Annotated in this window: 22 protein-coding genes; 6 read left to right on the forward strand and 16 right to left on the reverse strand. The window is 73.5% G+C overall.

The window, feature by feature from the left end:
• Nucleotides 1–145 precede the first annotated feature (145 nt).
• The 8 genes from pheT to infC form a co-directional block, all read right to left on the reverse strand.
• Nucleotides 146–2,641 (reverse strand): phenylalanine--tRNA ligase subunit beta, encoded by a 2,496-nt coding sequence (pheT, locus tag ACFPZN_RS13725; RefSeq protein ID WP_378282298.1) that lies wholly within the window; start codon nucleotides 2,639–2,641, stop codon nucleotides 146–148.
• The gene (gene pheS, locus ACFPZN_RS13730; protein ID WP_378282299.1) at nucleotides 2,641–3,750 is read right to left on the reverse strand and encodes a phenylalanine--tRNA ligase subunit alpha; all 1,110 of its coding nucleotides are present in this window, start codon (nucleotides 3,748–3,750) and stop codon (nucleotides 2,641–2,643) included. Before pheS ends, pheT begins: the two co-directional genes overlap by 1 nt.
• Nucleotides 3,751–3,905: 155 nt before the next feature.
• Entirely contained in the window at nucleotides 3,906–4,943 is a 1,038-nt protein-coding gene (locus ACFPZN_RS13735) for a sensor histidine kinase (RefSeq protein ID WP_378282300.1), read from the reverse strand.
• Between the two features lie 569 nt (nucleotides 4,944–5,512).
• A complete protein-coding gene (locus tag ACFPZN_RS13740; protein ID WP_378282301.1) occupies nucleotides 5,513–6,097 on the reverse strand; it encodes an STAS domain-containing protein in 585 nt (194 codons plus the stop codon).
• 185 nt (nucleotides 6,098–6,282) lie between these two features.
• A complete protein-coding gene (locus tag ACFPZN_RS13745) occupies nucleotides 6,283–7,101 on the reverse strand; it encodes a TrmH family RNA methyltransferase (RefSeq protein WP_378282302.1) in 819 nt (272 codons plus the stop codon).
• A 23-nt stretch (nucleotides 7,102–7,124) separates the two neighbouring features.
• Nucleotides 7,125–7,502: a 50S ribosomal protein L20 gene (gene rplT, locus ACFPZN_RS13750; protein WP_378282303.1), complete on the reverse strand. Its 378-nt coding sequence runs from the start codon at nucleotides 7,500–7,502 to the stop codon at nucleotides 7,125–7,127.
• A gap of 69 nt (nucleotides 7,503–7,571) precedes the next feature.
• Complete coding sequence (rpmI, locus tag ACFPZN_RS13755) at nucleotides 7,572–7,766, reverse strand: 50S ribosomal protein L35 (protein WP_378282304.1); 195 nt, start codon at nucleotides 7,764–7,766, stop codon at nucleotides 7,572–7,574.
• Between the two features lie 218 nt (nucleotides 7,767–7,984).
• On the reverse strand, nucleotides 7,985–8,569 hold the full coding sequence (gene infC / locus ACFPZN_RS13760) for a translation initiation factor IF-3 (protein ID WP_378282408.1): 585 nt from the start codon (nucleotides 8,567–8,569) through the stop codon (nucleotides 7,985–7,987).
• 501 nt (nucleotides 8,570–9,070) lie between these two features.
• On the opposite strand from infC, the gene ACFPZN_RS13765 reads away from it, so the two are divergent.
• On the forward strand, nucleotides 9,071–9,679 hold the full coding sequence (locus ACFPZN_RS13765; RefSeq protein WP_378282305.1) for an NUDIX domain-containing protein: 609 nt from the start codon (nucleotides 9,071–9,073) through the stop codon (nucleotides 9,677–9,679).
• Nucleotides 9,680–9,699: 20 nt separating this feature from the next.
• Nucleotides 9,700–10,665, forward strand: coding sequence for a PfkB family carbohydrate kinase (locus ACFPZN_RS13770; protein ID WP_378282306.1), 966 nt, complete (start codon nucleotides 9,700–9,702; stop codon nucleotides 10,663–10,665).
• Here ACFPZN_RS13770 and ACFPZN_RS13775 read toward each other — a convergent pair.
• Nucleotides 10,632–11,402 carry an HIT family protein gene (locus tag ACFPZN_RS13775; RefSeq protein ID WP_378282307.1) on the reverse strand — a complete coding sequence of 257 codons (771 nt, stop codon included), beginning with the start codon at nucleotides 11,400–11,402 and terminating at the stop codon, nucleotides 10,632–10,634. The genes ACFPZN_RS13770 and ACFPZN_RS13775 overlap by 34 nt on opposite strands.
• 261 nt (nucleotides 11,403–11,663) lie before the next feature.
• On the opposite strand from ACFPZN_RS13775, the gene ACFPZN_RS13780 reads away from it, so the two are divergent.
• Nucleotides 11,664–12,971 carry a prenyltransferase/squalene oxidase repeat-containing protein gene (locus tag ACFPZN_RS13780; protein ID WP_378282308.1) on the forward strand — a complete coding sequence of 436 codons (1,308 nt, stop codon included), beginning with the start codon at nucleotides 11,664–11,666 and terminating at the stop codon, nucleotides 12,969–12,971.
• A gap of 29 nt (nucleotides 12,972–13,000) precedes the next feature.
• Here the strand turns inward: ACFPZN_RS13780 and ACFPZN_RS13785 are convergent, their stop codons facing one another.
• The 7 genes from ACFPZN_RS13785 to ACFPZN_RS13815 all read right to left on the reverse strand — a co-directional run bounded on the left by ACFPZN_RS13785 (nucleotide 13,001) and on the right by ACFPZN_RS13815 (nucleotide 20,658).
• Nucleotides 13,001–13,825 (reverse strand): shikimate dehydrogenase, encoded by an 825-nt coding sequence (locus ACFPZN_RS13785; RefSeq protein WP_378282309.1) that lies wholly within the window; start codon nucleotides 13,823–13,825, stop codon nucleotides 13,001–13,003.
• Nucleotides 13,825–15,000, reverse strand: coding sequence for an endolytic transglycosylase MltG (mltG, locus tag ACFPZN_RS13790; protein WP_378282310.1), 1,176 nt, complete (start codon nucleotides 14,998–15,000; stop codon nucleotides 13,825–13,827). Before mltG ends, ACFPZN_RS13785 begins: the two co-directional genes overlap by 1 nt.
• Nucleotides 14,997–15,455, reverse strand: a complete 459-nt coding sequence (gene ruvX, locus ACFPZN_RS13795) for a Holliday junction resolvase RuvX (RefSeq protein ID WP_378282311.1) — start codon at nucleotides 15,453–15,455, stop codon at nucleotides 14,997–14,999. Before ruvX ends, mltG begins: the two co-directional genes overlap by 4 nt.
• A 135-nt stretch (nucleotides 15,456–15,590) precedes the next feature.
• A complete protein-coding gene (alaS, locus tag ACFPZN_RS13800) occupies nucleotides 15,591–18,260 on the reverse strand; it encodes an alanine--tRNA ligase (protein WP_378282312.1) in 2,670 nt (889 codons plus the stop codon).
• A 2-nt stretch (nucleotides 18,261–18,262) separates the two neighbouring features.
• Nucleotides 18,263–18,586, reverse strand: a complete 324-nt coding sequence (locus tag ACFPZN_RS13805; RefSeq protein ID WP_378282313.1) for a DUF6167 family protein — start codon at nucleotides 18,584–18,586, stop codon at nucleotides 18,263–18,265.
• A 22-nt stretch (nucleotides 18,587–18,608) separates the two neighbouring features.
• Nucleotides 18,609–19,076 carry a DUF948 domain-containing protein gene (locus ACFPZN_RS13810; protein WP_378282314.1) on the reverse strand — a complete coding sequence of 156 codons (468 nt, stop codon included), beginning with the start codon at nucleotides 19,074–19,076 and terminating at the stop codon, nucleotides 18,609–18,611.
• A gap of 301 nt (nucleotides 19,077–19,377) precedes the next feature.
• A complete protein-coding gene (locus tag ACFPZN_RS13815) occupies nucleotides 19,378–20,658 on the reverse strand; it encodes a replication-associated recombination protein A (RefSeq protein WP_378282409.1) in 1,281 nt (426 codons plus the stop codon).
• Between the two features lie 325 nt (nucleotides 20,659–20,983).
• On the opposite strand from ACFPZN_RS13815, the gene ACFPZN_RS13820 reads away from it, so the two are divergent.
• The 3 genes from ACFPZN_RS13820 (at nucleotide 20,984) to ACFPZN_RS13830 (ending at nucleotide 22,697) form a co-directional block, all read left to right on the forward strand.
• On the forward strand, nucleotides 20,984–21,373 hold the full coding sequence (locus ACFPZN_RS13820; protein WP_378282315.1) for a hypothetical protein: 390 nt from the start codon (nucleotides 20,984–20,986) through the stop codon (nucleotides 21,371–21,373).
• Nucleotides 21,374–21,462: 89 nt separating this feature from the next.
• Nucleotides 21,463–22,059: a DUF3105 domain-containing protein gene (locus ACFPZN_RS13825; RefSeq protein ID WP_378282316.1), complete on the forward strand. Its 597-nt coding sequence runs from the start codon at nucleotides 21,463–21,465 to the stop codon at nucleotides 22,057–22,059.
• Nucleotides 22,056–22,697: a DUF305 domain-containing protein gene (locus ACFPZN_RS13830; RefSeq protein ID WP_378282317.1), complete on the forward strand. Its 642-nt coding sequence runs from the start codon at nucleotides 22,056–22,058 to the stop codon at nucleotides 22,695–22,697. Before ACFPZN_RS13825 ends, ACFPZN_RS13830 begins: the two co-directional genes overlap by 4 nt.
• The last annotated feature ends 42 nt before the right edge of the window (nucleotides 22,698–22,739 follow it).

Genomic DNA, 22,739 nt, shown 5'->3' on the forward strand with positions numbered 1-22,739 from the left:
ACGATGTGACCGAGCGAGCATACCCGGACGACCAACGCGACACAAGAGCTATTGAGTGGCATCAGTCGCGTTGAAAACGCGAGAGCGGCCCCGGTGCGGCGCGCGCACCGGGACCGCTCCCCTCGCCTGAATGCCGGACGGGCGGTCAGCCGCTCCGGAGCACCGCCCCGGTGCGCTCCACCGCGGCGGCCACCGCGGCGTCCCGGGACGCGCTCAGCTCCTCGGCGGTCAGCGTGCGGTCGGGTGCCCGGAACCGCAGGCTGTAGGCCAGCGACTTGCGCCCCTCCCCCGCCTGCTCGCCGGTGTAGACGTCGAACAGCCGGATCGACTCCAGCAGCTCTCCCGCGCCCTCGCGCAGCGCCGCCTCCACCTCCGCCGCCGGAACGGCCGCGTCGACGACCAGCGCCACGTCCTGCGCGGCCATCGGGTACGGCGACACGTGCGGCGCCCGCACCACCCCGGGCTCGCCGAGGCGGCGCAGCTCCAGCTCCATCGCGCAGGTGCGCGCCGGCAGCCCGTACGCCTTGATCACCCGCGGGTGCAGCTCGCCCGCGTGCCCCACCAGCGTCTCGCCCGCGTACAGCGCGGCGCAGCGGCCCGGATGCCACGGCGCGTGCCGGTCCGCCCGCACCGTCAACTCCACCCCGGCCTCGCGCGCCACCGTGCGGGCGGCCTCGATCGCGTCCGCCCAGTCCGCCGGACGGCCCTCGCCCCACCAGCCGGACGGCTCCCGCTCACCGGCCAGGACGACGGCCACCCGCTCCGGCTGGTCCGGCAGCGCCGCCTCGACCGAGGCGATCTCCTCGGCCGTCGGCCCCCGGTCCACCGGAAGCCGCGGCGACCGCAGCGGCGACTCCGAACGCGGCCGGAAGACCAGGCCCGTCTCGTAGACGCCCACGTCGCCGAACCCCCGGCCCACGTTGCGGGCCAGCGCCTTCAGCAGGCCCGGCAGCAGCGTGGTGCGCAGCAGCGGCTCGTCCTCCGACATCGGGTTGGCCAGCCGCAGCGCCCGGCGGCGCGCGTCGCCGGCCGGCAACTGCAGCGCGTCCCAGTCCTTCTCGGCGACGAACGGGAAGCTCAGCACCTCCACGTACCCGGCGCCGGCCAGCGCGCGGCCGACCCGGCGGCGCAGCCGCTGCCGCGGGGTGAGACCGCGCCCGGCGACCGGCCGCGGCGCCCGCGCCGGGATGGCCTCGTAGCCCTCCAGCCGGATGACCTCCTCGGCCAGGTCGTTGGGGTCGGTCAGGTCGGGGCGCCACGACGGCGGCGTCACCGTCAGCGTGTCGTCCCCGGCCACCGCGCAGCCGACCTGCTCCAGCCGCCGCACCACGGCCGCCCGGTCGTACGGCACTCCCGCGACCCGGCCGGGATGCGCGGCCGCCATCGTCACCGTGCCCGGCTCCACCGGGGCCTGCGCGTGGGTCACGCCCGGAACGATCTCCGCGCCGCCCAGTTCGGCCAGCATCCGCACCGCGCGGTACGAGGCGTACAGCGGCAGCTCGCGGTCGACCCCGCGCTCGAACCGGTAGGACGCCTCGCTGTGCAGCCGGTGCCGCCGCCCCATCCGGGCGGTGCCGATGTCGTCGAAGTGCGCGGCCTCGATCACCATGTCCGCGGACTTCTCGTCGATCTCGGTGGTCAGGCCGCCCATCGTCCCGGCCATCGAGATCGGCCCGGACCCGTCGGTGATCAGGATGTCCTCGGGGTGCAGCTCGCGCCGCACGTGGTCGAGGGTCTCCAGCCGCTCGCCGGGCTCGGCGCGCCGCACCACGACGGGACCGGTGAGCTTCTCCCGGTCGAAGGCGTGCAGCGGCTGGCCCAGCTCCAGCATCACGTAGTTGGTGACGTCGACGGCCAGCGACACCGGGCGCATCCCGGCGCGGTGCAGCCGCACCCGCATCGGCATGGGCGTCTGCGCCGCAGGGTCGAAGCCGCGCACCTCGCGCAGCACGAACCGGTCGCAGGCGGTCGGGTCGGCGATGCTCGCCGGGTACGCCTCGCCCGCCGCGTCGCCGGCGGGAAGATCGACGCCCGCGGGATCGGTGAACGGCACGCCGTAGGCGATGGCGGCCTCCCGGGCGATGCCGCGGATCGACAGCGCGTAGCCCCGGTCGGGGGTGACCGCGATGTCGAGCACGTCGTCGCGCAGGCCCAGCAGCTCGACCGCGTCGGTGCCGGGCGGCTCGGCCCCGTCCGGGACGGGCGGCAGCACCAGGATGCCGTCGTGGTCGTCCCCGATGCCCAGCTCACGCACCGAGCAGATCATGCCCTCGGAGAGCCTGCCGTAGGTCTTCCGTGAACCGATCTTGAACCCGCCGGGCAGCTCGCCGCCGGGCAGGATCACCACGACCCGGTCGCCCACCGCGAAGTTGGTCGCGCCGCAGATGATGTTCTGCGGCTCGCCGGTGCCGTTGGCCCGCCCGACGTCCACCTGGCAGTAGCGGATCGGCTTCTTGAACCCGGTCAGCTCCTCGATCGCCAGCACCCGGCCGATCACCAGCGGGCCGGTGAGGTCGGCGCCGGCCTGCTCGACCGTCTCCACCTCCAGCCCGGCGTCGATCAGCCGGGCGGCCAGCTCGCGGCCGGTGACGTCGGCCGGGAGCGCCACGTACTCCCGCAGCCACGAAAGCGGCGCGCGCATCAGATCTCCATCCCGAACGGAAGGGCGAAGCGCACGTCGCCCTCCACCATGTCGTGCATGTCCTCGACCCCGTGCCGGAACATGAGCGAGCGCTCCACGCCCAGCCCGAACGCCCAGCCGCTGTAGCGCTCGGGGTCGATGCCGCAGGCCACCAGCACCCGCGGGTTGACCATGCCGCAGCCGCCCAGCTCGATCCAGCCCTCCGAGCCGCAGGTGCGGCAATGAGGTGCGCCGGGCTCCACCGACGCGCCCCGGCACACGAAGCACTGCATGTCGACCTCGGCCGACGGCTCGGTGAACGGGAAGTAGGACGGCCGGAACCGCGTCCTGAGCCCTTCCCCGAACATCCCGTTGACGAACGCGTCGATGGCGCCGCGCAGGTCGGCCATGGTCAGGCCCTCGTCCACCGCCAGGCCCTCCAGCTGGTGGAAGACCGGGCTGTGCGTGGCGTCCAGCTCGTCGGTGCGGTAGGTGCGGCCGGGCACCACCACGTACACCGGGAGGGGCCGCGTCAGCAGCGAGCGCACCTGCACCGGCGAGGTGTGCGTGCGCAGCACCAGGTCGGCGTCCTCCGACTCCACGAAGAAGGTGTCCTGCATGGTGCGCGCCGGGTGGTCGGGCTTGAAGTTGAGCGCGTCGAAGTTGAACCAGCCCGCCTCGACCTCGGGGCCCTCGGCGATCTCGAAGCCCATGGAGACGAAGACGTCGGCCATCCGCTCCTGCAGGGTCGTCAGCGGGTGCCGGGCGCCGCGCGGGGCGCGGTCCCACGGCAGCGTGACGTCGACGGTCTCCTCGACCAGCACGCGCTGGTCGCGCTCCTCCTCCAGCTCGGCCTGGCGCTTCTTGAGGGCCTGGGCGACGGCGCCGCGGGCGGCCCCGATCCGCTTGCCGGCGTCGGCGCGGGCGGCGGGCGGCAGCGCGCCGATCTCCCGGTTGGCCAGGGCCAGCGGGGAGCGGTCGCCGGCGTGCGCCAGCCGGACCTGCTTCAGCCCGTCGAGATCGGACGCGGCGGCGATGGCCGCGAGGGCCTCGTCGCGGGCCCGGTCGAGCTCCTCGGGCTGCAACGCGGACACCTCGACGGGGTCGTAGGACTTGTTGGGTGCAGACATGGTGGTGTGACAACTCCGGTCGGCGTGGAACGCCCGCAGTCTAGTGGGCGGACGGGAAAGATCCGGAAAGGACGGGCCGGCCGTCGGCGCGGCGCGCTCGGCCCGGTGGTGCCGGGGGAAAGCCCGCGCGGGCGCTCGGAGGAGGGGCGCCTCGGTCAGGAGGCGTAGTCCGGAGCGCCGGCGGGCATGGTAAATCGGAACTCGGCGCCGCCGCCGGGGGCGCGCCGCACGGTGATGGTGCCGCCATGGGCCTCGACCAGGCCCTTCACGATGTAGAGGCCGAGCCCGGTACCGCCGCGGCGGTTGCCGCCGGGGCCGCGCCAGAACTGCCGGAACACGCGCTGGACGGCCTCGGGCGGGATGCCCTCGCCCTCGTCGCGCACCGACACGGCGGCCCCCTCCTTGTGCGCGTCCGGTTCCACCACGATGGTGACAGTACCAGCGCCGTGCCGCACCGCGTTTTCCAGGAGGTTGCCCAGGATCTGGTCGATCTTGTCCGGGTCCAGCCACATCTCGGGCAACTCGCCGCGCGACTCGAACCGGAACCGGTCCTCCGGGTCGCCCGCCGCGATCCGGCCGGCGATGACCTTGCGGGTCTCCTCGATCAGGTCGACCACCTGGCGGCGCATCTCCAGCCGGCCCGACTCGATGCGGGACACGTCCAGCAGCTCGGTGATCAGCCGGGTCACCCGGTCGGCGTCGGCGTTGACCGTCTCCAGCATCACCCGCTTCTGGTCGTCGTTGAAGCGGTGCCACTTCGCCAGCAGGGTCGCGGTGAAGCCCTTGACGCTGGTCAGCGGGGAACGCAGCTCGTGCGCGACGGTGGAGACCAGATCGGCCCGGTCGCGCTCCTGCCGGGCGCGGTGGGCGGCGTCGCGCAGGCACACCGTGAAGCGCCGCACCCGGCCCCGCTCGTCCCGCCGGTAGGCCGCGGTGACCAGCAGCTCGCAGCCCCCGGGCAGGAACAGCGACCGCTCGGGGTGGCGGGTGCGGGTGGCCAGCCCGTCGTAGGGCGCCAGGCACTTCCACCAGTCGCGGCCCTCGGCGTCGTGCAGCGGCAGCACGTCGCGGAAGTCGCGGCCGATGGCCGAGGCGGCGGAGATCTTGGTCATCCGTGCGGCGGCGGCGTTGAAGGTGATGACGCGGGCGTCACCGTCGGCCACCACCAGCCCGTCGGGCAGATCGTCGGTCATGTCCTCTTGTACGGACTCGTGTGCGGGGCGGGACGTGCCCTCTCGCGAGGGCACGCGGCGAGGCGCGTGCGGGGAGTCGTCTCCGCCCACAACGGCCTCCAGACACGGTAGAGACTCGGTAGAACGCGGTAGAACGCGGACTGTCGAGAAGAGACTCTAGCCGGAGACGGCCACCTTACGGGACCCGCAGAACTCCCTGCGGCTAGGCATTTGTGGCCTCACCGCCCAGGATCCGGCCGTACGGGAAAGCCGCCTCCCCCTCCCGCCCCGCCCATCACGCACCGTCGGGCCCCCGGCAGCCCCAACGGCCCGGGCACCCCGTCAAAGCACCCCAAAACCACAGCAACCCATACAACCACCCCCAACACACCCGCCCCCCGCGAGAGCCGCCCCGGAGCCACGGAGATCACCCCAGACACGGAAGGCCACCCCGCGCACGCAAGAGCCACCCCAGACACGCGAAAGCCGCCCCGCACACGCGAAAACCGCTGCGGGCGCGGGAAACCCGCGCCAGACGCGCGAAGGCCGCCGCGGGCAGGCGCGGCCAAGGTGCGGGTAGGTGGGCGGGGTCAGGCCGTGGGGGCGGGCTGGGCCGCCAGCGCGTCCTCGACGTCCTCGTAGACGGGGAAGACCCGGTGCAGGCCGGTGATGCGCAGCAGCTTCCGCTGGGCGGGGCGCACCCGGGCGAGCCGGACCTCGCCGCCGTCCGCGGACACGCGGTTGTGCACGGCGACCAGCGCCCCCAGTCCCGCGGCGTCGCAGAACGGCACGGCGGCGAAGTCGACCACCAGGTGGCGGTGGCCGGCGGCGTGCAGTGCCGTCAGCCGGGTGCGGAGCAGGTCGGCGGTCTGCAGGTCGATCTCCCCGCGGACCTCGGCCAGGACCGCGGCGCCGCGCGTCTCGACCGCCTCCACCTCCAGGAGGAGCCCGCCGCCGGGGCAGGCGGGGTCGCGGACCGGCCGTGCTCCGCCGGAGCGGCAGCGCAGCTCGGGCGCCCGCCGGGCGTGCCGCTGCACGCCGCGGCCCGTCCTGCCGGTGGTCCTGCCATCGTCGGTCATCATGTCGCCCCCAAATCGCACGGCCTCGTCGCCGTCCTGGTGAACACCGTAGGGATCGCGGCCCGCCTCGCGGATCCCTCGCGGGTCGGTTATCACGCTCCTCCTCAGGAACGACCCCACCACCCGCGCGCCCCGTGCGCATCCCACCGATGTCCGTTCATCCTTGCAGGTCAGCACGGGAGAAGCATGATCCGAACCGGCCGTTTGCGGCCAGCCTTGCGGGAACACAGGCGGCCGCGCGTGAAACCCCAGGTGACGGCGTGTCGCCTGGGAACCGCGAGTCAGGCGCCGGCGCGCCGGGCGCGCGCCGAGGCATAGAGACAGACGGCCGCGGCGGTGGCGAGGTTGAGGCTCTCGGCGCGGCCGTAGATGGGAACCCGGATCACCTCGTCGGCGTGGGCCAGGATCTCCTCCGGCAGCCCCCAGGCCTCGTTGCCGAACACCCAGGCCGTGGGACGGGCGAGGAGACCGTCGTCGATCGCCTCGTCCAGGGTGCGCTTGCCGGCGCCGTCGGCCGCCAGGACGGTCAGCCCGGCGCCCTTGAGGTCGGCGACCAGCTCCTCGAAGCGGGGGCCGACGACCACGGGAAGGTGGAACAGGCTGCCCGCGGAGGCCCGCACGCACTTGCCGTTGTACGGGTCGACCGAGGCGTCGGTGAACACCACCGCCTCCGACCCGGCGGCGTCGGCCGTGCGCAGGACGGTGCCCGCGTTGCCCGGGTCGCGGACGTGGGCCAGCACCGTGACCAGCCGGGGGGCGGTCTCCAGCGCGGTGCCCAGGGGGACGTCGACGAACTCGCAGACCGCCAGCAGCCCCTGGGGGGTGACGGTCTGCGCCAGCTCGGCCATGACCTCGCCGCTGACCCGGAGCACCGGGACCCCGGCGCGCTCGGCGGCCTGCACCAGGTCGCCGTGCCGTGTCTCGGCCTCGGCCGTGGTGAACAGTTCGGCCAGCCCGCCCGGGATCTCCAGGGCCTCCCGGACGGCCTGGGGGCCCTCGGCGAGGAAGCGGCGCTCGCGGCGCCGGAAGGCGCGTTTGGCGAGCCGCCGAGCCGCCTTCACCCTGGGTGATCGGACAGAGGTCAGCTCGCGGCCCGCCATGCGGTGAATCGCCCGTCCGCCGGTCAGGCGGCCTGGCTGCCCTCGGCGGGCAGCGCGGCCTTGGCCACCTTCACCAGGGCGGCGAAGGCGGGGGCGTCGTTGACGGCGAGCTCGGCCAGCATGCGCCGGTCGACCTCGACCTCGGCGGCCTTGAGGCCCTGGATGAACCGGTTGTAGGTCATCCCGTTGGCGCGGGCGGCGGCGTTGATCCGCTGGATCCACAGGCGGCGGAACTGGCCCTTGCGGTCCTTGCGGTCCCGGAACGCGTAGGTCATCGAGTGGAGCTGCTGCTCCTTGGCCTTGCGGTACAGCCGCGAGCGCTGTCCGCGGTAGCCGCTCGACCGCTCCAGGACGACCCGACGCTTCTTGGCGGCGTTGACCGCCCGCTTCACGCGTGCCACGTTTCGAACTCCTTCGTGGGGGCCGGGGCCTCCGGGCCTCGGCCGGTCGTACGGGGTCTGGGGCGCCGGCTACTTGCGCAGCAGCTTCTTGATGTTCTTGGCGTCGGCCGGGGTCACCACGGCCTGGCCGTCCAGCCGGCGGGTGCGCTTGGACGGCTTGTGCTCGAGCAGGTGGTTGCGGTTGGCGCGGCGGCGCATCACCTTGCCGGAGCCGGTCAGCTTGAAACGCTTCTTGGCACCGCTGTGGGTCTTGGTCTTCGGCATGGTCGCCGTCGTCTCCCTCACTGGATCCCTCGGGTGCCTCCGCTCGGGCACGGAGGCGTGCCTGAGCGGACGCGTGCCGCCGGTGGCGGTGAGCGCCTGTCAGGCTGATGTACGTGCGTCACGACCCTGCGAGCGCAAGCGCGGCGAGCGCAGGATCGGGCCGGGGCGGTCGCTGTGACGGCCGCCCCGTCCGGCCCGGGCCCGGCGGGCCGGGCCCGTCAGACGGAGGCGGGACCGGAGTCCTGCTGGGCGCGCGCCTTGGCCTCCGCGCGCTCCGCCTTGGCCTCCGCCTTCTTCTTGTGCGGGCCGATCACCATGATCATATTCCGGCCGTCCTGCTTGGGCCGGGACTCGACGAAGCCGAGATCCTCGACGTCCTCGGCCAGCCGCTGCAGCAGCCGGCGGCCCAGTTCGGGCCGGGACTGCTCGCGACCGCGGAACATGATCGTGACCTTGACCTTGTCCCCGGCCTTGAGGAACCGCACCACGTGACCCTTCTTGGTCTCGTAGTCGTGCGGGTCGATCTTCGGCCGGAGCTTGATCTCCTTGATGATCGTGTGCGCCTGGTTCTTCCGCGCCTCACGCGCCTTCATCGCGGACTCGTACTTGAACTTGCCGTAGTCCATGAGCCTGGCGACGGGCGGGCGCGCGGTGGGCGCCACCTCGACGAGGTCGAGATCCGACTCACGCGCGATTTCAAGGGCCTTGGCGATGGGCACGATGCCCACCTGTTCGCCGTTCGGGCCGACGAGCCGGACCTCGGGCACGCGAATGCGGTCGTTGATACGCGGTTCGGCGCTGATGGGACCTCCTTGGGGCCGTTCTCACGTCGTTCTCAACGTCTTGTGGACCGGTCGTACCCCAGGCCTTCCATGCGAAAAGCCCCGCACGACTCGCATGCGGGGCCACCTTCGGTCGCCTCGGACGCCGGAGCGGCCGAGGACGCCGACGGAACGGGCGTCGTGACGCCCGTACGCCGGACCGAGACCCACCAGCCTTCTGGCCGGTCAGGTGGGAGGTGGCCTCCGCTTGAGCGCCCCGTGCGGTCTGCCGTGCGGGCATCCGTACAGGGCCGGTCGGTTGTTCAGCTTATCACCTGCGGGGCCACACCGTGACCTGCGGCATGCCGGCGTCAAGACCGGCATGCCCGGCCGCGGGCGGCACACCCGCATCGGAGTCTGACTGAGGTACGCAAACAGTCTCAACACCCCGCCGTCACCGTTCATTCCCCGGCCCGCCGCCGGTTGTTACCGTGGTGCCGAGCACGGACCGCCAGGGTCGGTAGCACGGAAAGACCCCCAGCTATGCCCGCATTCAGGACCGATGCCCCGCTGCCCGCCGCCTTCGGCGAGGCCCGCCCCAAACTGGAGTTCGCCCAGAAGGCCTTCATCCTCGACGAGGACCGCCTGCTCATGGTGCGCAAGTCCGCGTCCGATCCGTACCATCCGGGCCGCTGGGAGGTTCCGGGCGGGCGGCTCGAGGTCGCCGGCGACCTCGATCTGGACGACCACATCCGCCGCGAGGTCTGGGAGGAGGTCGGCCTCAAGATCGCGCCCGGACCGCCGTTCCACCTCTGGCAGTGGTACATGCCGGGCCGGCCGCGCGGCCGGAAGGCCATCCTTCCCCGCCCCGTCCGGGTGGTGGCGGCGGCGCGGCTGTGCAGCCCGGTGACGCACGAGGTGAGCGTCGAGAACCAGACCGCCACCGACCATCTGGCCGACGCCGCCTGGGTGCCGCTGCGGGAGATCGACGGGTACGACCTAATCCCCAGCCTGCGTCCGGTGATGAGGGCGTTCCGGCAGATGTGCCCCGCGCAGTCCCTGCCCACGCGGTACTCGTCCCCGTCCCACCCCCAGCCCGCCTGGTTCTCGCCCGACTTCCCAGACCTTCCGGACCTCCCCGCGCCGGGCTGAACCCCGCCGCCGGCCCCGCCATGGACATCACCGAGACTCCCACCCGATCGCCCGTGGACTGGCCCGGCCTCCAGGGCGTCGCCGACCGCCGCTTCCGCCTGCTCGCGATCGGGGACGTCCGGATCGAGGTGCGCGCCACCCTGCCCGGGCTGCGCTTCACCGAGGTCACCCACGACCGGCTTGCCTACGCCCCGGCCCGGGCGATCGTCGCGGGCACCGCGGTCAACATGGCCCGGCGCGCGGCCGGCTACTTCCGCCGGGTCGGCGTGCTCGCCCGGGTCGGCGACGACGACTACACCCCCGTGATCCGCCGGGAACTGCGCCGGCTCGGGCTGCGCGACCGGCTGCGGGTCGAGCACGGCACGCCCAACGGGGTGACCGTCATGCTGCGCGACGGCCCCTCCCCGGAACGCCGCGGCGCGCGGCTGCTGGTGGCCGACGACGACGCGCCCTCGCGCCGGCTGTCGGAGCACGACGTGCGCTCGGCGGCCGCCGAGATCCGCCGGGCGGACGCGCTCTTCCTGGACGGGTACGCGCTGCTGTCGCCGGTGTCGCGGGCGGCGCTGCACCGGGCCGCGGCGATCGCCCGGCGGCACGGCACCCTGGTCGCCTTCGACCTCGTCCCGCACGACATCGACGCCCGGCTCCCCGCCGCCGACGTGGTGCCGCTACTGCGCCAGGCCGACGTGGTCATCAGCGAGGCGCCGACGCTCGCCCGGCTCCTCGGAGGGACCGCGACGGTGACCGGCTCCGCCGAGGCGCGGGAGCTGCTGCCCGTCCTTGACGCGGCCGTCGAGGGGCGGCGGCCCCTGTGGCTGCTGCGCTTCGGCGCCACCTCCCTGGAGCACGTGCTCGCCCACCGGCGCGACGAGCTGCTGCTGGAGTACCCCACCGGGTTCGGCGAGGGCGTGGAGCGCGCCGGGTTCGGGGACCGGCTGGCCGCCGGTGAGCTCTACTGGTGGCTGGCCGCGCGCTCGGAACGCTGACGGGCGTCGTCGGCCGCCACCGCCGTGCGCAGGTCCTCCAGAGTGCGCAGGAACCGTGCCCGGCTCTCGGGAAGGCCGAACGACTCCTGCCAGCGCCAGGACCGCTCTTCCCCCGCGTCGCCCTCCAAGACGCGCATGGCGACCCCGCGCAGGTACTGGCTCGGCACGCCGTCGGCCGGGTGGACGGTCGCCCTCCCCTGCTCGTCCACCAGCAGGTAGGAGCGCCCCGCAAGGAAGAGGCCATGCACGGTGTCGCGTGTGGCGCACGCGCCGGGAAGCCCGTGCGCCTCCAGTCTGTCGCGCACGCCGCCCCCTGCCCCGCTGCCGCGCGGCAGCAGGTGCCAGTGCGCGTGGTCGATGCAGGCGCCCCCGCCCTGCGAGGTCCCGGGCCCGTGCTCGAACATCAGCAGGCCGTCTCCGCCATAGGCGTCTCTGTAAAGACGGGCGACACGGTGACGCCATTGCCACGCCCGTGCCCACAGCCCCTTCCCGAAGGCTCCCGCACACTGGAGATGCCTGGACGTCACCAGCAGCACATGCCCCTCGGCCAGCGGAGCCAGGTCAGGCATGAGGAAGAAGTCGCCGTCGGCGGCGAGCACCGCCCGCTCACCCGGAAGGTCCGCCATCGCGTTGAGCCGGAACCGCAACGGCGGGCACAGCACGCAGTCCTCTCCCGCCTGTCGGCTCGCCTCGTCCACCTCCTGCCCCGGTCCCCGCTCCACAGGTCGCCGCACCATCCCGTCCTCCTCGTGTTCCGCGCCAGGGTGGCGGGACCGCCACTCTCCCGTTTCTTGACTACTCGCCCTAACTGGAACCCCCTGACTGAAACGTGCCCGCGCACGGGCATCCCTCTGGACGGTCGCGGACACAGCCACCAAACCGGCGGGGTAGAGAACCTGGCTGAACGGGCACATAGCCAGGAGAAGGCGGTAACCGTGCACCTCTCCCCCCACTCCCGCAGGACGGCGCCGGCGGCGCCCCGGACTCCGGCTCTTGACATGGCCGTGCTCACCGCACGCCTCGACGAGTCGCTCGACGTGCTGCGCGACGCCTACGCGGTGGCCGACGGCGACGGCGGCGGCTGGTACCACGACCTGACCAGGCCCGAGCCCGGCACCACCGCGACCGCGCTGGGCCTGCTGGCCTTCGCCGAGGCGAGACGGCCGTTCGAGCACTTCGACGACGGCCTGGCCTTCCTCACCTCGCGGCAGACCGCCTCGGGCGACGTGCTGCGCGACGGAGGATGGTCGACCAAGACGAGCCTGGGCATGCCCGTCGTCGAGGCCACCGCGTGGATCGCCCGGTTCCTCGCCCGCTCCCGCTGCGACCTGCGGGACGACGCCCCCGACGTGCGGCGCGCCTACCACTGGCTGCTGCGCAACCAGAACTCCGACGGCGGCTGGGGCTCGCTGCTGGGCTGCCAGTCGCGGGTGTGGCTGACCTGCCTGGCCCTGCGCGCCCTCACCCAGCTCAACCCCTACGACCCGGCGATCGTGCGGGGCGTGGAGTGGCTGACGGCCGACCGCACCGGGGAGCGGCCCGGCTGGGGGCCGACGTCCATGGCGGCGCCGACCGTGACGCACACCGCCTTCGCGCTGGTGACGCTGGCCGAGGCCCGCCCCGGCCACAGCGACGCGCGCATCCTGGCCGCGCACGACTGGCTGATCGAGCACTTCGACCCCGAGGACGAGCACACCTGGATCGAGACCTACGACGTCTCCCCGCACGGCACCGGGTCCAAGCCCGTCTGGCGGCTGGCCCTGTGGCACTTCGGGCTGCCCATCGCGCTCATGGCGCTGCTGGGCGACCCGCGCGGACCGTCGGGCGCCACGGTCGCGCGGGCCTTCCACACCCTCGTCCAGGGAAAGGTGACCAACCCGCGCTGGAACGGCTACCCGGGCAGCGGCCGCACGTCACTGTGGACGCTGTGGTGGCGGCTGGAAGGGCTCACCGAACTGTTGCGGCTGCCGCTGCTGCGCCCGAGGGACATGCTGCACCTGACGCCGGACGCGACGGTCGTGCAGCGCGCGCACGCACGCGACCGCCCCTTGCCCGCCCTCATCCCGGCACGCCCGCGCACCGACCTGGTCCGGCTGGTCAGGCGGCACTGGACGGTACTGGTGCTCACCCTGGTCACGGGCGGAAGCCTGGGCGGCGTGGCGGTCGGCCTGTGGGAGTGGAAGGACTTCTGGCTCAGCGTCATCCTGCCGATCGTCCTGACCTTCACCCACGAGGCCGTGAAACGCCGCCGGTCCCCGCCGGCCGTCCCCCCGGCCCCGGAACCGAGCCAGCGCTCGTCGGTCTGACCTGGGGGGACTGCGACGCACCAGGGGCGTCAGGCGGACGCGCGGCGGGCCAGTTCGGCCTCCCCGGCGGCGCGCATCGCCTCGACCGGGACGTCCTCACGGCCCGTCATCAGGACGACCTGCCGCGCGGCCTGGTGCAGCAGCATCTCGAAGCCGCCGACGACCGTGCCGCCCGCCGCCTCGACCGCCGCCGCGCACGTCGTCGGCCACGGCGCGTACACCACGTCGAACAGGGACGCCCCGGACGCGGCGACCTGCGCGGCGTACGGGTCGGCCGCGATCCCCGGCAGGGTCGAGATCACCAGCTCGACGCCCAGCAGGTCCGGCAGCCGGTCCAGCGCGCCGATCCGCAGCGCCAGCCCGAACCGCTCCCCCGCCGCCATCGACTCGGCCGCCCGGTCGGGGTTGCGGACGGCCAGCCCCGCCTTGGTCAGCCCGAGGTCGGCCAGCGCCGCCAGCGCCGAGGCCGCCGTGGCCCCGCCGCCCAGCACCAGCGCCGACGCGGGGGCGCCCAGCCCCGCCTCGGTCAGCGCGGCCACGATCCCGTGCACGTCGGTGTTGTCGCCGTGCCTGCGCCCCTCGCGGAGCACGATCGTGTTCGCGCCGCCCACCGCCACCGCCAGGTCGGACACCGTGTCGACCAGCTTCAGCGCGGTCCGTTTGAGCGGCATCGTCAGCGACAGCCCGGCCCACTCCTCGTCGAGCCCCTCCAGGAAGCCCCACAGGCCGGTCTCGTCGCACTCGTACGCCTCGTACACCCAGTCGTCCAGGCCCATCGCCGCGTACGCCGCGCGATGCAGCACCGGCGACAGCGAGTGTTCGATCGGCCTGCCGAGCACCGCCGCCCGCGCCACTAGTTGCCTCCGTTCTGGGCGAGGTACTGGTTCAGCTTCTGCCGCAGCCGGTTGAACTCCTGCTCGTCGGCGGCGTACTCGGTGATCCGGTTCTTGGGGTCGGTGGCCACGAAGAACAGCCAGTCGCCTTCCTCGGGCTCGATCACCGCGTCGATCGCCTTCTCCCCGGGGTTGGAGATCGCGCCCGGGGGCAGCCCCCCGTAGTTGTAGGTGTTGTAGCGGTTCTTGGACTTGATGTCCTCGTTGCTGGCCACGATCCCGTACTTGTTCAGCCCGTAGAGCGTGGTGCTGTCGAACTTCAGGAACATCGGCACCGGCTTGTGCCGCAGCCGGTTGTAGATCACCCGGGAGATCTTCGGCATGTCATCGGGCCGCCCGCTCTCGGCCTGGATCAGGGAGGCCATGGTGATCACCGTGCCCGGCTGCAGCTTCGCCCGCTGCGCCCGGCCGGCCAGGTCCGACTGCTGGGCGAACTGGTTGAACCGGTCCACCATCGACTTGAGGATCTCGCGCGCGGAGGCGTTGGGGTTGAGGTTGTACTGCCCCGGCCACAGGTAGCCCTCGATCTTGCCCTTGGCGTAGGGGGGCAGCCCCAGCCCGGTCGGCCTGGTGATCACCCGCTGGAACTCGCGCACCGGAATCCCGGTCTTCTTCGACAGCTGCTGCGCCACCTGCACGGCCCGCAGCCCCTCCGGGATGATGATCTGGTTGCCGGCCCGCGCCTTGGGGTCCAGCAGCAGCGCCATCGCCGACGACGACGACATCCGCTTGCGCATCTGGTAGAAGCCCGGCTGGATGCCGGCGGCCTTGGGGTTCTTCCCGTAGACCGACACGAACGCCCGGGTGCTCTTGACCACCTCGTGGCTCAGCAGCGTCGCCGCGATCGTCGAACCGCTGTCGCCGTCCTTGATCTGGACCGTGACAGCGCCGCTCCCCTGGCCCTCGTAGTCCGGCGGGTGCAGCCGCTGGTCCACCCAGGCGACGCCCAGCACGCCGCCGGTGCCCACCACCGCCACCAGGAAGGCCATCGCGAACAGGAACGCCGCACTGCCGCTGCGGCGCCGCCGCCGCTGGCGCTGGCGCCCGGCGCGCCGCCCCCGCCGGGGATCGGGCCCTCTGGCGTACCCGCGGTCGCCGTGCGGATCGGAGTCGGAGAACAGGTCCAAGTCGTTCATGAGCTTCCCCGGACGATCTCGCCTGGGGGTCGTCCCGTCAACCGCTCGCCGTCCAGCGCCGCCTGCAGCAGCACGGCCGCCGCGGCCTGGTCGACGACCTTGCGGCGGTCGCGGCCGTGCACCCCGCCCGCGCGCAGGCCGCTCTCGGCCGTCACGGTGGTGAGCCGCTCGTCGTACAGCCGGACGGCCTCGGCGGGGAGGCGCCCGGCGAGGCGGGCGGCGAACTTGCGCGCCCCCTCCGCCGCCGGCCCCTCGCGGCCCGACAGCGAGGTCGGCAGCCCGACGACCACCTCCACCGCCTCGTGCTCGCCGGCCAGCGCGACCAGCCGGTCCAGGTCGCCCTTGCCGCGCTTGACGGTCTCCAGTGGCGAGGCGAGGATCCCGGCGGGGTCGCTGCGCGCGACCCCGATCCGCACGGTACCCACGTCCACGCCGAGCCGGACGCCGTTCCTCATAGGCCCGCTCCGTCCATGGCTGCTTCGTCCGCGGCCCCCGCCCCGCTCACCGGCAGGCTCACACGACCCCCCGGCGGGGGAACGGCCCCCCGCAAACCCCCGCGGGACCGGCGCTCATGCCCTCGCTCCGCCCTGTCATGACGCTCCCACCGCCCGTTCCACGGCGGCGAGCGCCTCGTCGACGGCGCCCGGGTTCGAGCCGCCGCCCTGCGCGAGGTCGTCCTTGCCGCCACCGCCGCCGCCGAGCGCCTTGGCCGCGACGCCGACGAGCCTCCCGGCCTTCAGGCCGCGCTCGCGGGCGCCCTCGGTGACCGCGATCACCACGACCGGACGGTCCTTCGGCACGCCCACGACCATGACCACGGCGGGCCGGGCGGTGAGCCGGCCGCGCACGTCGACCGCCAGCTTGCGCAGGTCGTCCGCGCCGGTGCCGTCGGGCGCGCGGTAGGCGGCGAACGCCGTCCCGCCGACGTCGCGGGCGCCCTCGGCCAGCGATCCGGCGACCGCCAGCACCTCGCGCGACCGCAGCCGCTCCAGCTCCTTCTCCGCGTCGCGGAGCCGGGCCACCACCCCGGAGATCCGCTCGGGCAGCTCCTCCTTGCGCGTCTTCATCTGCTCCGACAGCTGCGCGACCAGCACGCTCTCCTTCGCCAGGAAGCGGAAGGCGTCGATGCCGACCAGCGCCTCGACCCGGCGCACGCCGGCGCCGATCGACTGCTCGCCCAGCACCTTGACCAGGCCGAGCTGCCCGGAGCGGGCCACGTGGGTGCCGCCGCACAGCTCCCGGGAGTAGTCGCCGACCTCCACGACCCGGACCTCGTCGCCGTACTTCTCGCCGAACAGCGCCAGCGCGCCCATCGCCCGGGCCTCGTCGATGGAGGTGTGGAAGGCCCGCACGTCCAGGTCGTTCACCAGGACCTCGTTGACCTCGTCCTCCACGTCGCGCAGCACGCTGGGCGGGACGGCGCCCGAGGCGGTGAAGTCGAACCGGAAGCGGCCGGGGGAGTTCTCCGAGCCCGCCTGCGCCGCCGACTCGCCCAGCGCCCGCCGGAACCCGGCGTGCACCATGTGGGTCGCGGTGTGCGAGCGGGAGATCGCCCGCCGCCGCTCCACGTCGATCTCGGCGTAGGCGGTGTCGCCGACCCGGGCCTCCCCGGAGCGGACCCGGCCGCGGTGCACGACCAGCCCGGCCAGCGGGGACTGCACGTCGTCGATCTCGATGACCGCGCCGCCGCCGAGCCGGATCAGGCCGTGGTCGGCGAGCTGGCCGCCGCCCTCGGCGTAGAAGGGGGTGCGGTCGAGGACCACCTCGACCTCGGCGCCCTCGCCGGCCGCGGGCACGTTCGCGCCGTTGACCAGCAGCCCGGCCAGCCGGGCCTCGCCCAGCACCTCGCCGTAGCCGATGAAGTCGACCGCGCCGCCGGCGCCGACGAGCAGCTCGTCCAGGACCGAGACGTCCAGGTTGCCGGTCTTCTTCTCGCGCGCGTCGCGCTTGGCCATCTCGCGCTGCTCGGCCATCAGCCGGCGGAAGCCCTCCTCGTCGACCCGCAGGCCCTGCTCGGAGGCCATCTCCAGGGTCAGGTCGATCGGGAAGCCGTAGGTGTCGTGCAGCTTGAACGCCTGGTCGCCGGCCAACAGCGGGGTCCCGGCGCGGCGCGCCTCCGCCACCGCCTGGTCGAAGATCGTGTTGCCGGTGCGCAGCGTCTGGAGGAACGACTCCTCCTCCGCGTCGATCACCGTGTGGATGGTGGCGGCGGTGCGGACCAGCTCGGGGTACTGCTCCCCCATCGCGCCGATCGCGGCCGCGGTCAGCTCGTGCATGAGCCCGGCGTCCTGGCCGCCCAGCAGCCGCAGGTTGCGGATGGAGCGGCGCAGGATGCGGCGCAGCACGTAGGCGCGGCCCTCGTTGCCGGGGCGGATGCCGTCGGCGACCATCATCGTGCCGCTGCGCACGTGGTCGGCGATCACCCGCAGCGACACGTCGGCGCGGTGGTCGCGGCCGTACCCGGTGCCGGTGAGATCGGCCGCCCGGGTCAGCACCTTCCACAGCGTGTCGGTCTCGTAGATGTTGTCGACGCCCTGGAGGATGGCGGCCATCCGCTCCAGGCCCATGCCGGTGTCGATGTTCTTGGCCGGCAGGTCGCCCGCGACATCGAAGTCGATCTTGGTGCGGACCTCGGCCAGCTGCGACTGCATGAAGACGAGGTTCCACACCTCCAGGTAGCGGTCCTCGTCGACGACCGGGCCGCCCTCGCGGCCGTACTCGGGGCCCCGGTCGTAGTAGATCTCCGAGCAGGGGCCGCCCGGGCCGGGCACGCCCATGTGCCAGTAGTTGTCGGCCAGGCCGCGCCGCTGGATGCGCTCCAGCGGGACGCCGACCTTGTCGTGCCAGATGCCGGCGGCCTCGTCGTCGTCCTCGTAGACGGTGACCCACAGCTTCTCCTCGGGGAAGCCGAACCCGCCGTCGGCCTGGGGGCGGGTGAGCAGCTCCCAGGCGAAGGGGATGGCCCCCTCCTTGAAGTAGTCGCCGATGGAGAAGTTGCCCAGCATCTGGAAGAAGGTGGCGTGCCGGGTGGTCTTGCCGACCTCCTCGATGTCGGGCGTCCGCACGCACTTCTGCGCGCTGGTCATCCGCACCGCGGGCGGCGTGCGCTGGCCGAGGAAGTACGGCTTGAACGGGACCATCCCGGCGTTCACCAGCAGCAGGGTCGGGTCCTCGGCGATCAGGCTGGCCGAGGGAACCACGGTGTGCCCGTGCTCTTCGAAGAACCCGAGGAAGCGGCGCGCAACCTCTGCCGACTCCATGATCAGTGGCCATCCTTGTCGTCGTCGATGATCGTGTAACGCGGCGCGCGGAGGATCCGGCGGCGCGCGGGGCCGTCCGGCTCCGGGGGCGCCTGGTCCATCTCGACGGCCTCCCGGAGCTCGGCCTCACGTGCCCGCATCTCGGTACGCACGTCGTCGGCGAAGTTCCTCAACCGGTCGCCCGCGCCGTGCCCGGCGGTCACCGCGCGGGCCGCCACGCCCTCGGGCGACAGGCTGCGCGCGAAGCGCTCCACCCGCCGCTTGACCCGGTGCGTGGCGTAGACGCCCGCGCCGGCGCCCACCGAGAGCCAGAACAGTCTTCTCATTGTGCCTCGCTTCGACCGGGGATCATCTGCCGCGCCCCCTGCCGCCGGACCGGGCCTGCAGCTGCGGCCGCGAGGCGCCCCCGCCGGAGCGGCCCCCGCCGGAGCGCCCCTCGCGGGACTCGCGGACGTCGCGGGCCTCCTCGGCCCGGCTGCCCAGGGCCTTGCGCACGCCGTAGGAGAACGCCGCGGCCTTCACCAGCGGCCCGCCCATCACGGAGGTCATGACGGTGGTGACCGCGGAGACGTTCTGCGTCACGCCCGCGACCTGCTTGGTGATCACGTCGGTGCGGCCGAGCTGCTCGTTGGCCCGGCGCACCGTGCGGCTCATGTCCTCCATCAGCGGCAGCGCCTGGTCGCCGATCTCCGAGAGGACCTTGCTCGCCTCGGTCAGGACGCGGGCGAGCTTCAGCAGCGTCAGGGCGAGGAAGGAGACCAGCACCGCCCAGAACACGGCCACGATGAGACCTGCCAGCTGTCCACCAGTGAGCATCAGGGCTTCCGTTCCGCTGTGTGTCCGCAGTGTGTACGAGTCGGGTGCCGTCGAATGATCTCGGGTACCTGTCGGGTCCGTGCCGGGCCGGCGTGCCGGGCCCGGTCTGGAGAGAGACCTTACCCTGGCCACCGGCCCTGACCGTGCCGGGTCGCGGACCCCGCGCCGACGGCGGCGCCCCGCGATCCCAGGGGCGTCCCCGGGCAGGCTATCGGGCGAGCGCGGCCGATGGCGGGAGCAACGGCCGCAAAGATCGAATCCGCCGCCCGCCTCCCTTCCGGCGGCTCGGTCTTCTAGCGGCTCAGCCGTCCCTCGGCTCGCTCCTGCCCCGCAGGACGGAACGAATGCGCGACAGCACCTCCGAGAACCGGGCCTCGGCGCCGTGCCGCGTGGGCCGGTAGTACTCGCGGCCGTGGACGGAGTCGGGCGCGTACTGCTGGCGCACGACGCCGCCCGGATGGTCGTGGGCGTACCGGTAGCCCTGGCCGTGCCCGATCTTGGCGGCGCCCTTGTAGTGGGCGTCGCGCAGATGACCGGGCACCGGGCCCGCCTCGCCCTTCTTCACGTCGGCGATCGCGGCGTCCACCGCCATGATCACCGCGTTGGACTTGGGGGCCAGGGACAGGTGGATCACCGCCTGGGCCAGGTTGATCCGCGCCTCGGGCAGCCCGACGAACTCCACCGCCTGCGCCGCGGCGGTCGCGGTCTGCAGCGCGGTCGGGTCGGCCATGCCGATGTCCTCGCTGGCGTGCACGATCAGCCGGCGGGCGATGAACCGCGGGTCCTCGCCCGCCTCGATCATCCGGGCCAGGTAGTGCAGCGCGGCGTCGACGTCGCTGCCGCGGATGCTCTTGATGAACGCGCTGATGACGTCGTAGTGCTGGTCGCCCTCGCGGTCGTAGCGGACCGCGGCCCGGTCGACCGCCTTCTCCAGCACGTCCACGTCGATCGCCGCGCCGCCGTCGGCGACCAGGGCGGCGGCCTCCAGGTAGGTGAGGGTGCGGCGGGCGTCGCCGCCGGCCAGCCGGATCAGGTGGTCCTCGGCGGCCGGGTCGAGCGCCACCCGCCCGCCGAGCCCGCGCTCGTCGGCCAGCGCCCGCCGGACGACCTCGCGCAGGTCGTCCTCGCCGAGCCGCTCCAGGGTGAGCAGCAGCGAGCGCGACAGCAGCGGGCTGATCACCGAGAAGAACGGGTTCTCGGTGGTGGCGCCGATGAAGGAGACCCAGCGGTTCTCCACCGCGGGCAGCAGCGCGTCCTGCTGGGCCTTGTTGAAGCGGTGCACCTCGTCGACGAACAGCACGGTCTGCCGGCCGGTCATGCCGAGCTCGCGGCGGGCCAGGTCGATCTCGGCGCGGACCCGCTTCACCCCGTCGCTGACCGCCGAGACCTCCACGAAGCGGCGCGCGGTGGCCTGGCTGACGACCGTGGCCAGGGTGGTCTTGCCGGTGCCGGGCGGGCCCCACAGCACCAGCGACATGGGCACGTCGCGGTCGACGAGCTGCCGGATGGGGGTGCCGGGGCCGAGGAGGTGCTGCTGGCCGACGACCTCGTCGAGCGCGCGCGGCCGCATCCGCACGGCCAGGGGCTGCTCGGCCCCGCCGCCCGCGCGCCCGCCGCCCGCGGCCGCGCTGGGGGCGCCCGGCGACGCCTCCGCCGGCCCTGGGGCCCCGGGATGGTCGAAGAGCCCTTCCGGTTGCCCTGGTTCAGCCCTGCTGGTCACGCTCCGACACTATCTCGGCGAACGGACGTCCCTGACGGCCCGCGGGCGCCGCTAGTATCGCGATTCGCGGGCTTTGTCCGGGAACTCCGCACCCCGCCCGCGGCGTTGGTTCGCCCGGAGGTTGAATCGGAGCGTGACGGTGGGCCGTACAGACCCGCGACCGCGCCATGGGCCCGCAGGGCTGCTCATGGCGCTGTTCCTGGTGGCCGGCCTCACCTTCAGCTACGGGCTCGGGCACGCGCCGCCGCCGCGGGTCTGCACCGCCCACGCCACCAGCGTCCCGGCCGGTCTGGCCGACGCGGCGGCCGCCCAGCACGCGGGCGCCCCCGCCACCGGGCCCCTCGCGGCCTCCGGGGCGGCGGCGTTCAGCGAGCCCGTGCACCTGCCTCCCATGGGCCCGAACGACGCCTGCCTGAGCCTGGCGGTGCTGCTGGCCCTCCTGGTCCTCAGCGTGGCCGCCCACCCCGGCCCAACGGGCGCGCGGCGCCCGCGCCGCTCGGGCTGGTTCCTCGCGCCTCCCGCACTTCCCGCGCCCTTGGCGCGCTCCCTCTCCTGCCTGCAGGTGCTCCGGCTGTGACGCGCCGGCCGTGAGGCCGGGCCATGCCCGGTCCACGGCCGTCCCAGTCACCCGTCCCCGAGCACAGCACCCCGAGAGGGAGTTCCATCATGTCCAAGAGCGCACGCAACCGAGCGCAGCGCAGCGTCCTCAACCAGCGCCAGGTGCCCTGGGGGAGCATCGCCTTCTTCACCGTGATCGGCCTCGTCGCGGCCGTCGCGATCGGCTACGCCTTCGTCCAGAGCCGCCCGTCCTCCGCCGACTCCTCGATCGCGGGCCTGATCCAGAAGGACGACCTCGCCCAGGGCCACACCTCCAGTCCCGTCCAGTACGACACCACGCCCCCGATGGGCGGCGACCACGACCCGGTGTGGCAGAACTGCGACTCCCGGATCTACGACCGCCAGCTCCGCAACGAGAACGCCGTCCACTCCCTGGAGCACGGCGCCGTGTGGATCACCTACACGCCCGGCCTGGCCGCCGACCAGATCGACAAGCTCAAGGGCAAGGTGGAGAACACCGACTACACGCTCATGAGCCCCTACCCCGGCCAGGACGCGCCGGTCATCCTCACCGCGTGGGGCAAGCAGCTCAAGCTCCAGAACGCCTCCGACGCGCGGGTGGACGCCTTCCTGCGCGCCTTCGTGAAGGGTGAGCAGACGCCCGAACCCGGCGCCGCCTGCAACGGCGCCAAGGACGCGCCGTGACAGGGGCATCGCGGGGGCGGCGGGTCACCGTCGCCCTCGCGGTGCTCGTCCTGGCCGTCGCGGGCGTGCTGGCCGCGCTGGCGGGACTGCGGTCGGGACGTCCGGCCGGCGACGGCCCCGAGGCGGGGTTCGCCCGCGACATGAGCGTCCACCACGCCCAGGCGGTGCGGATGTCGTTCATCGTGCGGGACCGGACCGAGGACGAGCGGGTCCGGCTGCTGGCCTACGACATCATCAACACCCAGTCGGCCCAGATCGGCATGATGACCGCCTGGCTGGACGAGTGGGAGCTGCCCAAGACCGACCCGGCGGGCCCGATGCGCTGGATGGCCGGGCACGGCGGCCACGGCGGGTCCGGGGCGGCCCGGCCCGGCGGCGCGGCGGCCATGCCCGGCATGGCCTCCCGGGAGCAGCTGGACCGGCTCGAGCGCGCCTCCGGCAGGGACGCCGAGGTGCTCTACCTCCAGCTCATGATCACCCATCACCGGGCCGGGGTGGAGATGGCCGAGGCCGTCCTGGCGCGCACCGGCCACGAACGCGTACGGCGGCTGGCCCGCACCATGGTGAACGGCCAGGGCTCGGAGATCGCGCTCATGACCGACATGCTCCGGCAGCGCGGCGCGACCGCGGGCCGGTGAGCCCGGGGCAGGGGTGACCGGACGGGCGGGAAGGCCAACCTG

Origin of the sequence: Actinomadura rugatobispora (assembly GCF_042656285.1) — a bacterium.
Lineage (GTDB): Bacteria > Actinomycetota > Actinomycetes > Streptosporangiales > Streptosporangiaceae > Spirillospora > Spirillospora rugatobispora.

What these genes read in the sequence shown, in the direction of transcription:
- ACFPZN_RS13765 (WP_378282305.1), top strand. Translation starts at nt 9,071, where the DNA reads ATGCCCGCATTCAGGACCGATGCCCCGCTGCCCGCCGCCTTCGGCGAG.
- ACFPZN_RS13825 (WP_378282316.1), top strand. Translation starts at nt 21,463, where the DNA reads ATGTCCAAGAGCGCACGCAACCGAGCGCAGCGCAGCGTCCTCAACCAG.
- alaS (WP_378282312.1), bottom strand. Translation starts at nt 18,260, where the DNA reads ATGGAGTCGGCAGAGGTTGCGCGCCGCTTCCTCGGGTTCTTCGAAGAG.
- ruvX (WP_378282311.1), bottom strand. Translation starts at nt 15,455, where the DNA reads ATGAGGAACGGCGTCCGGCTCGGCGTGGACGTGGGTACCGTGCGGATC.
- ACFPZN_RS13775 (WP_378282307.1), bottom strand. Translation starts at nt 11,402, where the DNA reads ATGGTGCGGCGACCTGTGGAGCGGGGACCGGGGCAGGAGGTGGACGAG.
- pheT (WP_378282298.1), bottom strand. Translation starts at nt 2,641, where the DNA reads ATGCGCGCGCCGCTTTCGTGGCTGCGGGAGTACGTGGCGCTCCCGGCC.
- ACFPZN_RS13745 (WP_378282302.1), bottom strand. Translation starts at nt 7,101, where the DNA reads ATGGCGGGCCGCGAGCTGACCTCTGTCCGATCACCCAGGGTGAAGGCG.
- ACFPZN_RS13810 (WP_378282314.1), bottom strand. Translation starts at nt 19,076, where the DNA reads ATGCTCACTGGTGGACAGCTGGCAGGTCTCATCGTGGCCGTGTTCTGG.
- ACFPZN_RS13805 (WP_378282313.1), bottom strand. Translation starts at nt 18,586, where the DNA reads ATGAGAAGACTGTTCTGGCTCTCGGTGGGCGCCGGCGCGGGCGTCTAC.
- ACFPZN_RS13735 (WP_378282300.1), bottom strand. Translation starts at nt 4,943, where the DNA reads ATGACCGACGATCTGCCCGACGGGCTGGTGGTGGCCGACGGTGACGCC.
- rpmI (WP_378282304.1), bottom strand. Translation starts at nt 7,766, where the DNA reads ATGCCGAAGACCAAGACCCACAGCGGTGCCAAGAAGCGTTTCAAGCTG.
- ACFPZN_RS13770 (WP_378282306.1), top strand. Translation starts at nt 9,700, where the DNA reads ATGGACATCACCGAGACTCCCACCCGATCGCCCGTGGACTGGCCCGGC.
- ACFPZN_RS13780 (WP_378282308.1), top strand. Translation starts at nt 11,664, where the DNA reads ATGGCCGTGCTCACCGCACGCCTCGACGAGTCGCTCGACGTGCTGCGC.
- pheS (WP_378282299.1), bottom strand. Translation starts at nt 3,750, where the DNA reads ATGTCTGCACCCAACAAGTCCTACGACCCCGTCGAGGTGTCCGCGTTG.
- mltG (WP_378282310.1), bottom strand. Translation starts at nt 15,000, where the DNA reads ATGAACGACTTGGACCTGTTCTCCGACTCCGATCCGCACGGCGACCGC.
- ACFPZN_RS13820 (WP_378282315.1), top strand. Translation starts at nt 20,984, where the DNA reads ATGGCGCTGTTCCTGGTGGCCGGCCTCACCTTCAGCTACGGGCTCGGG.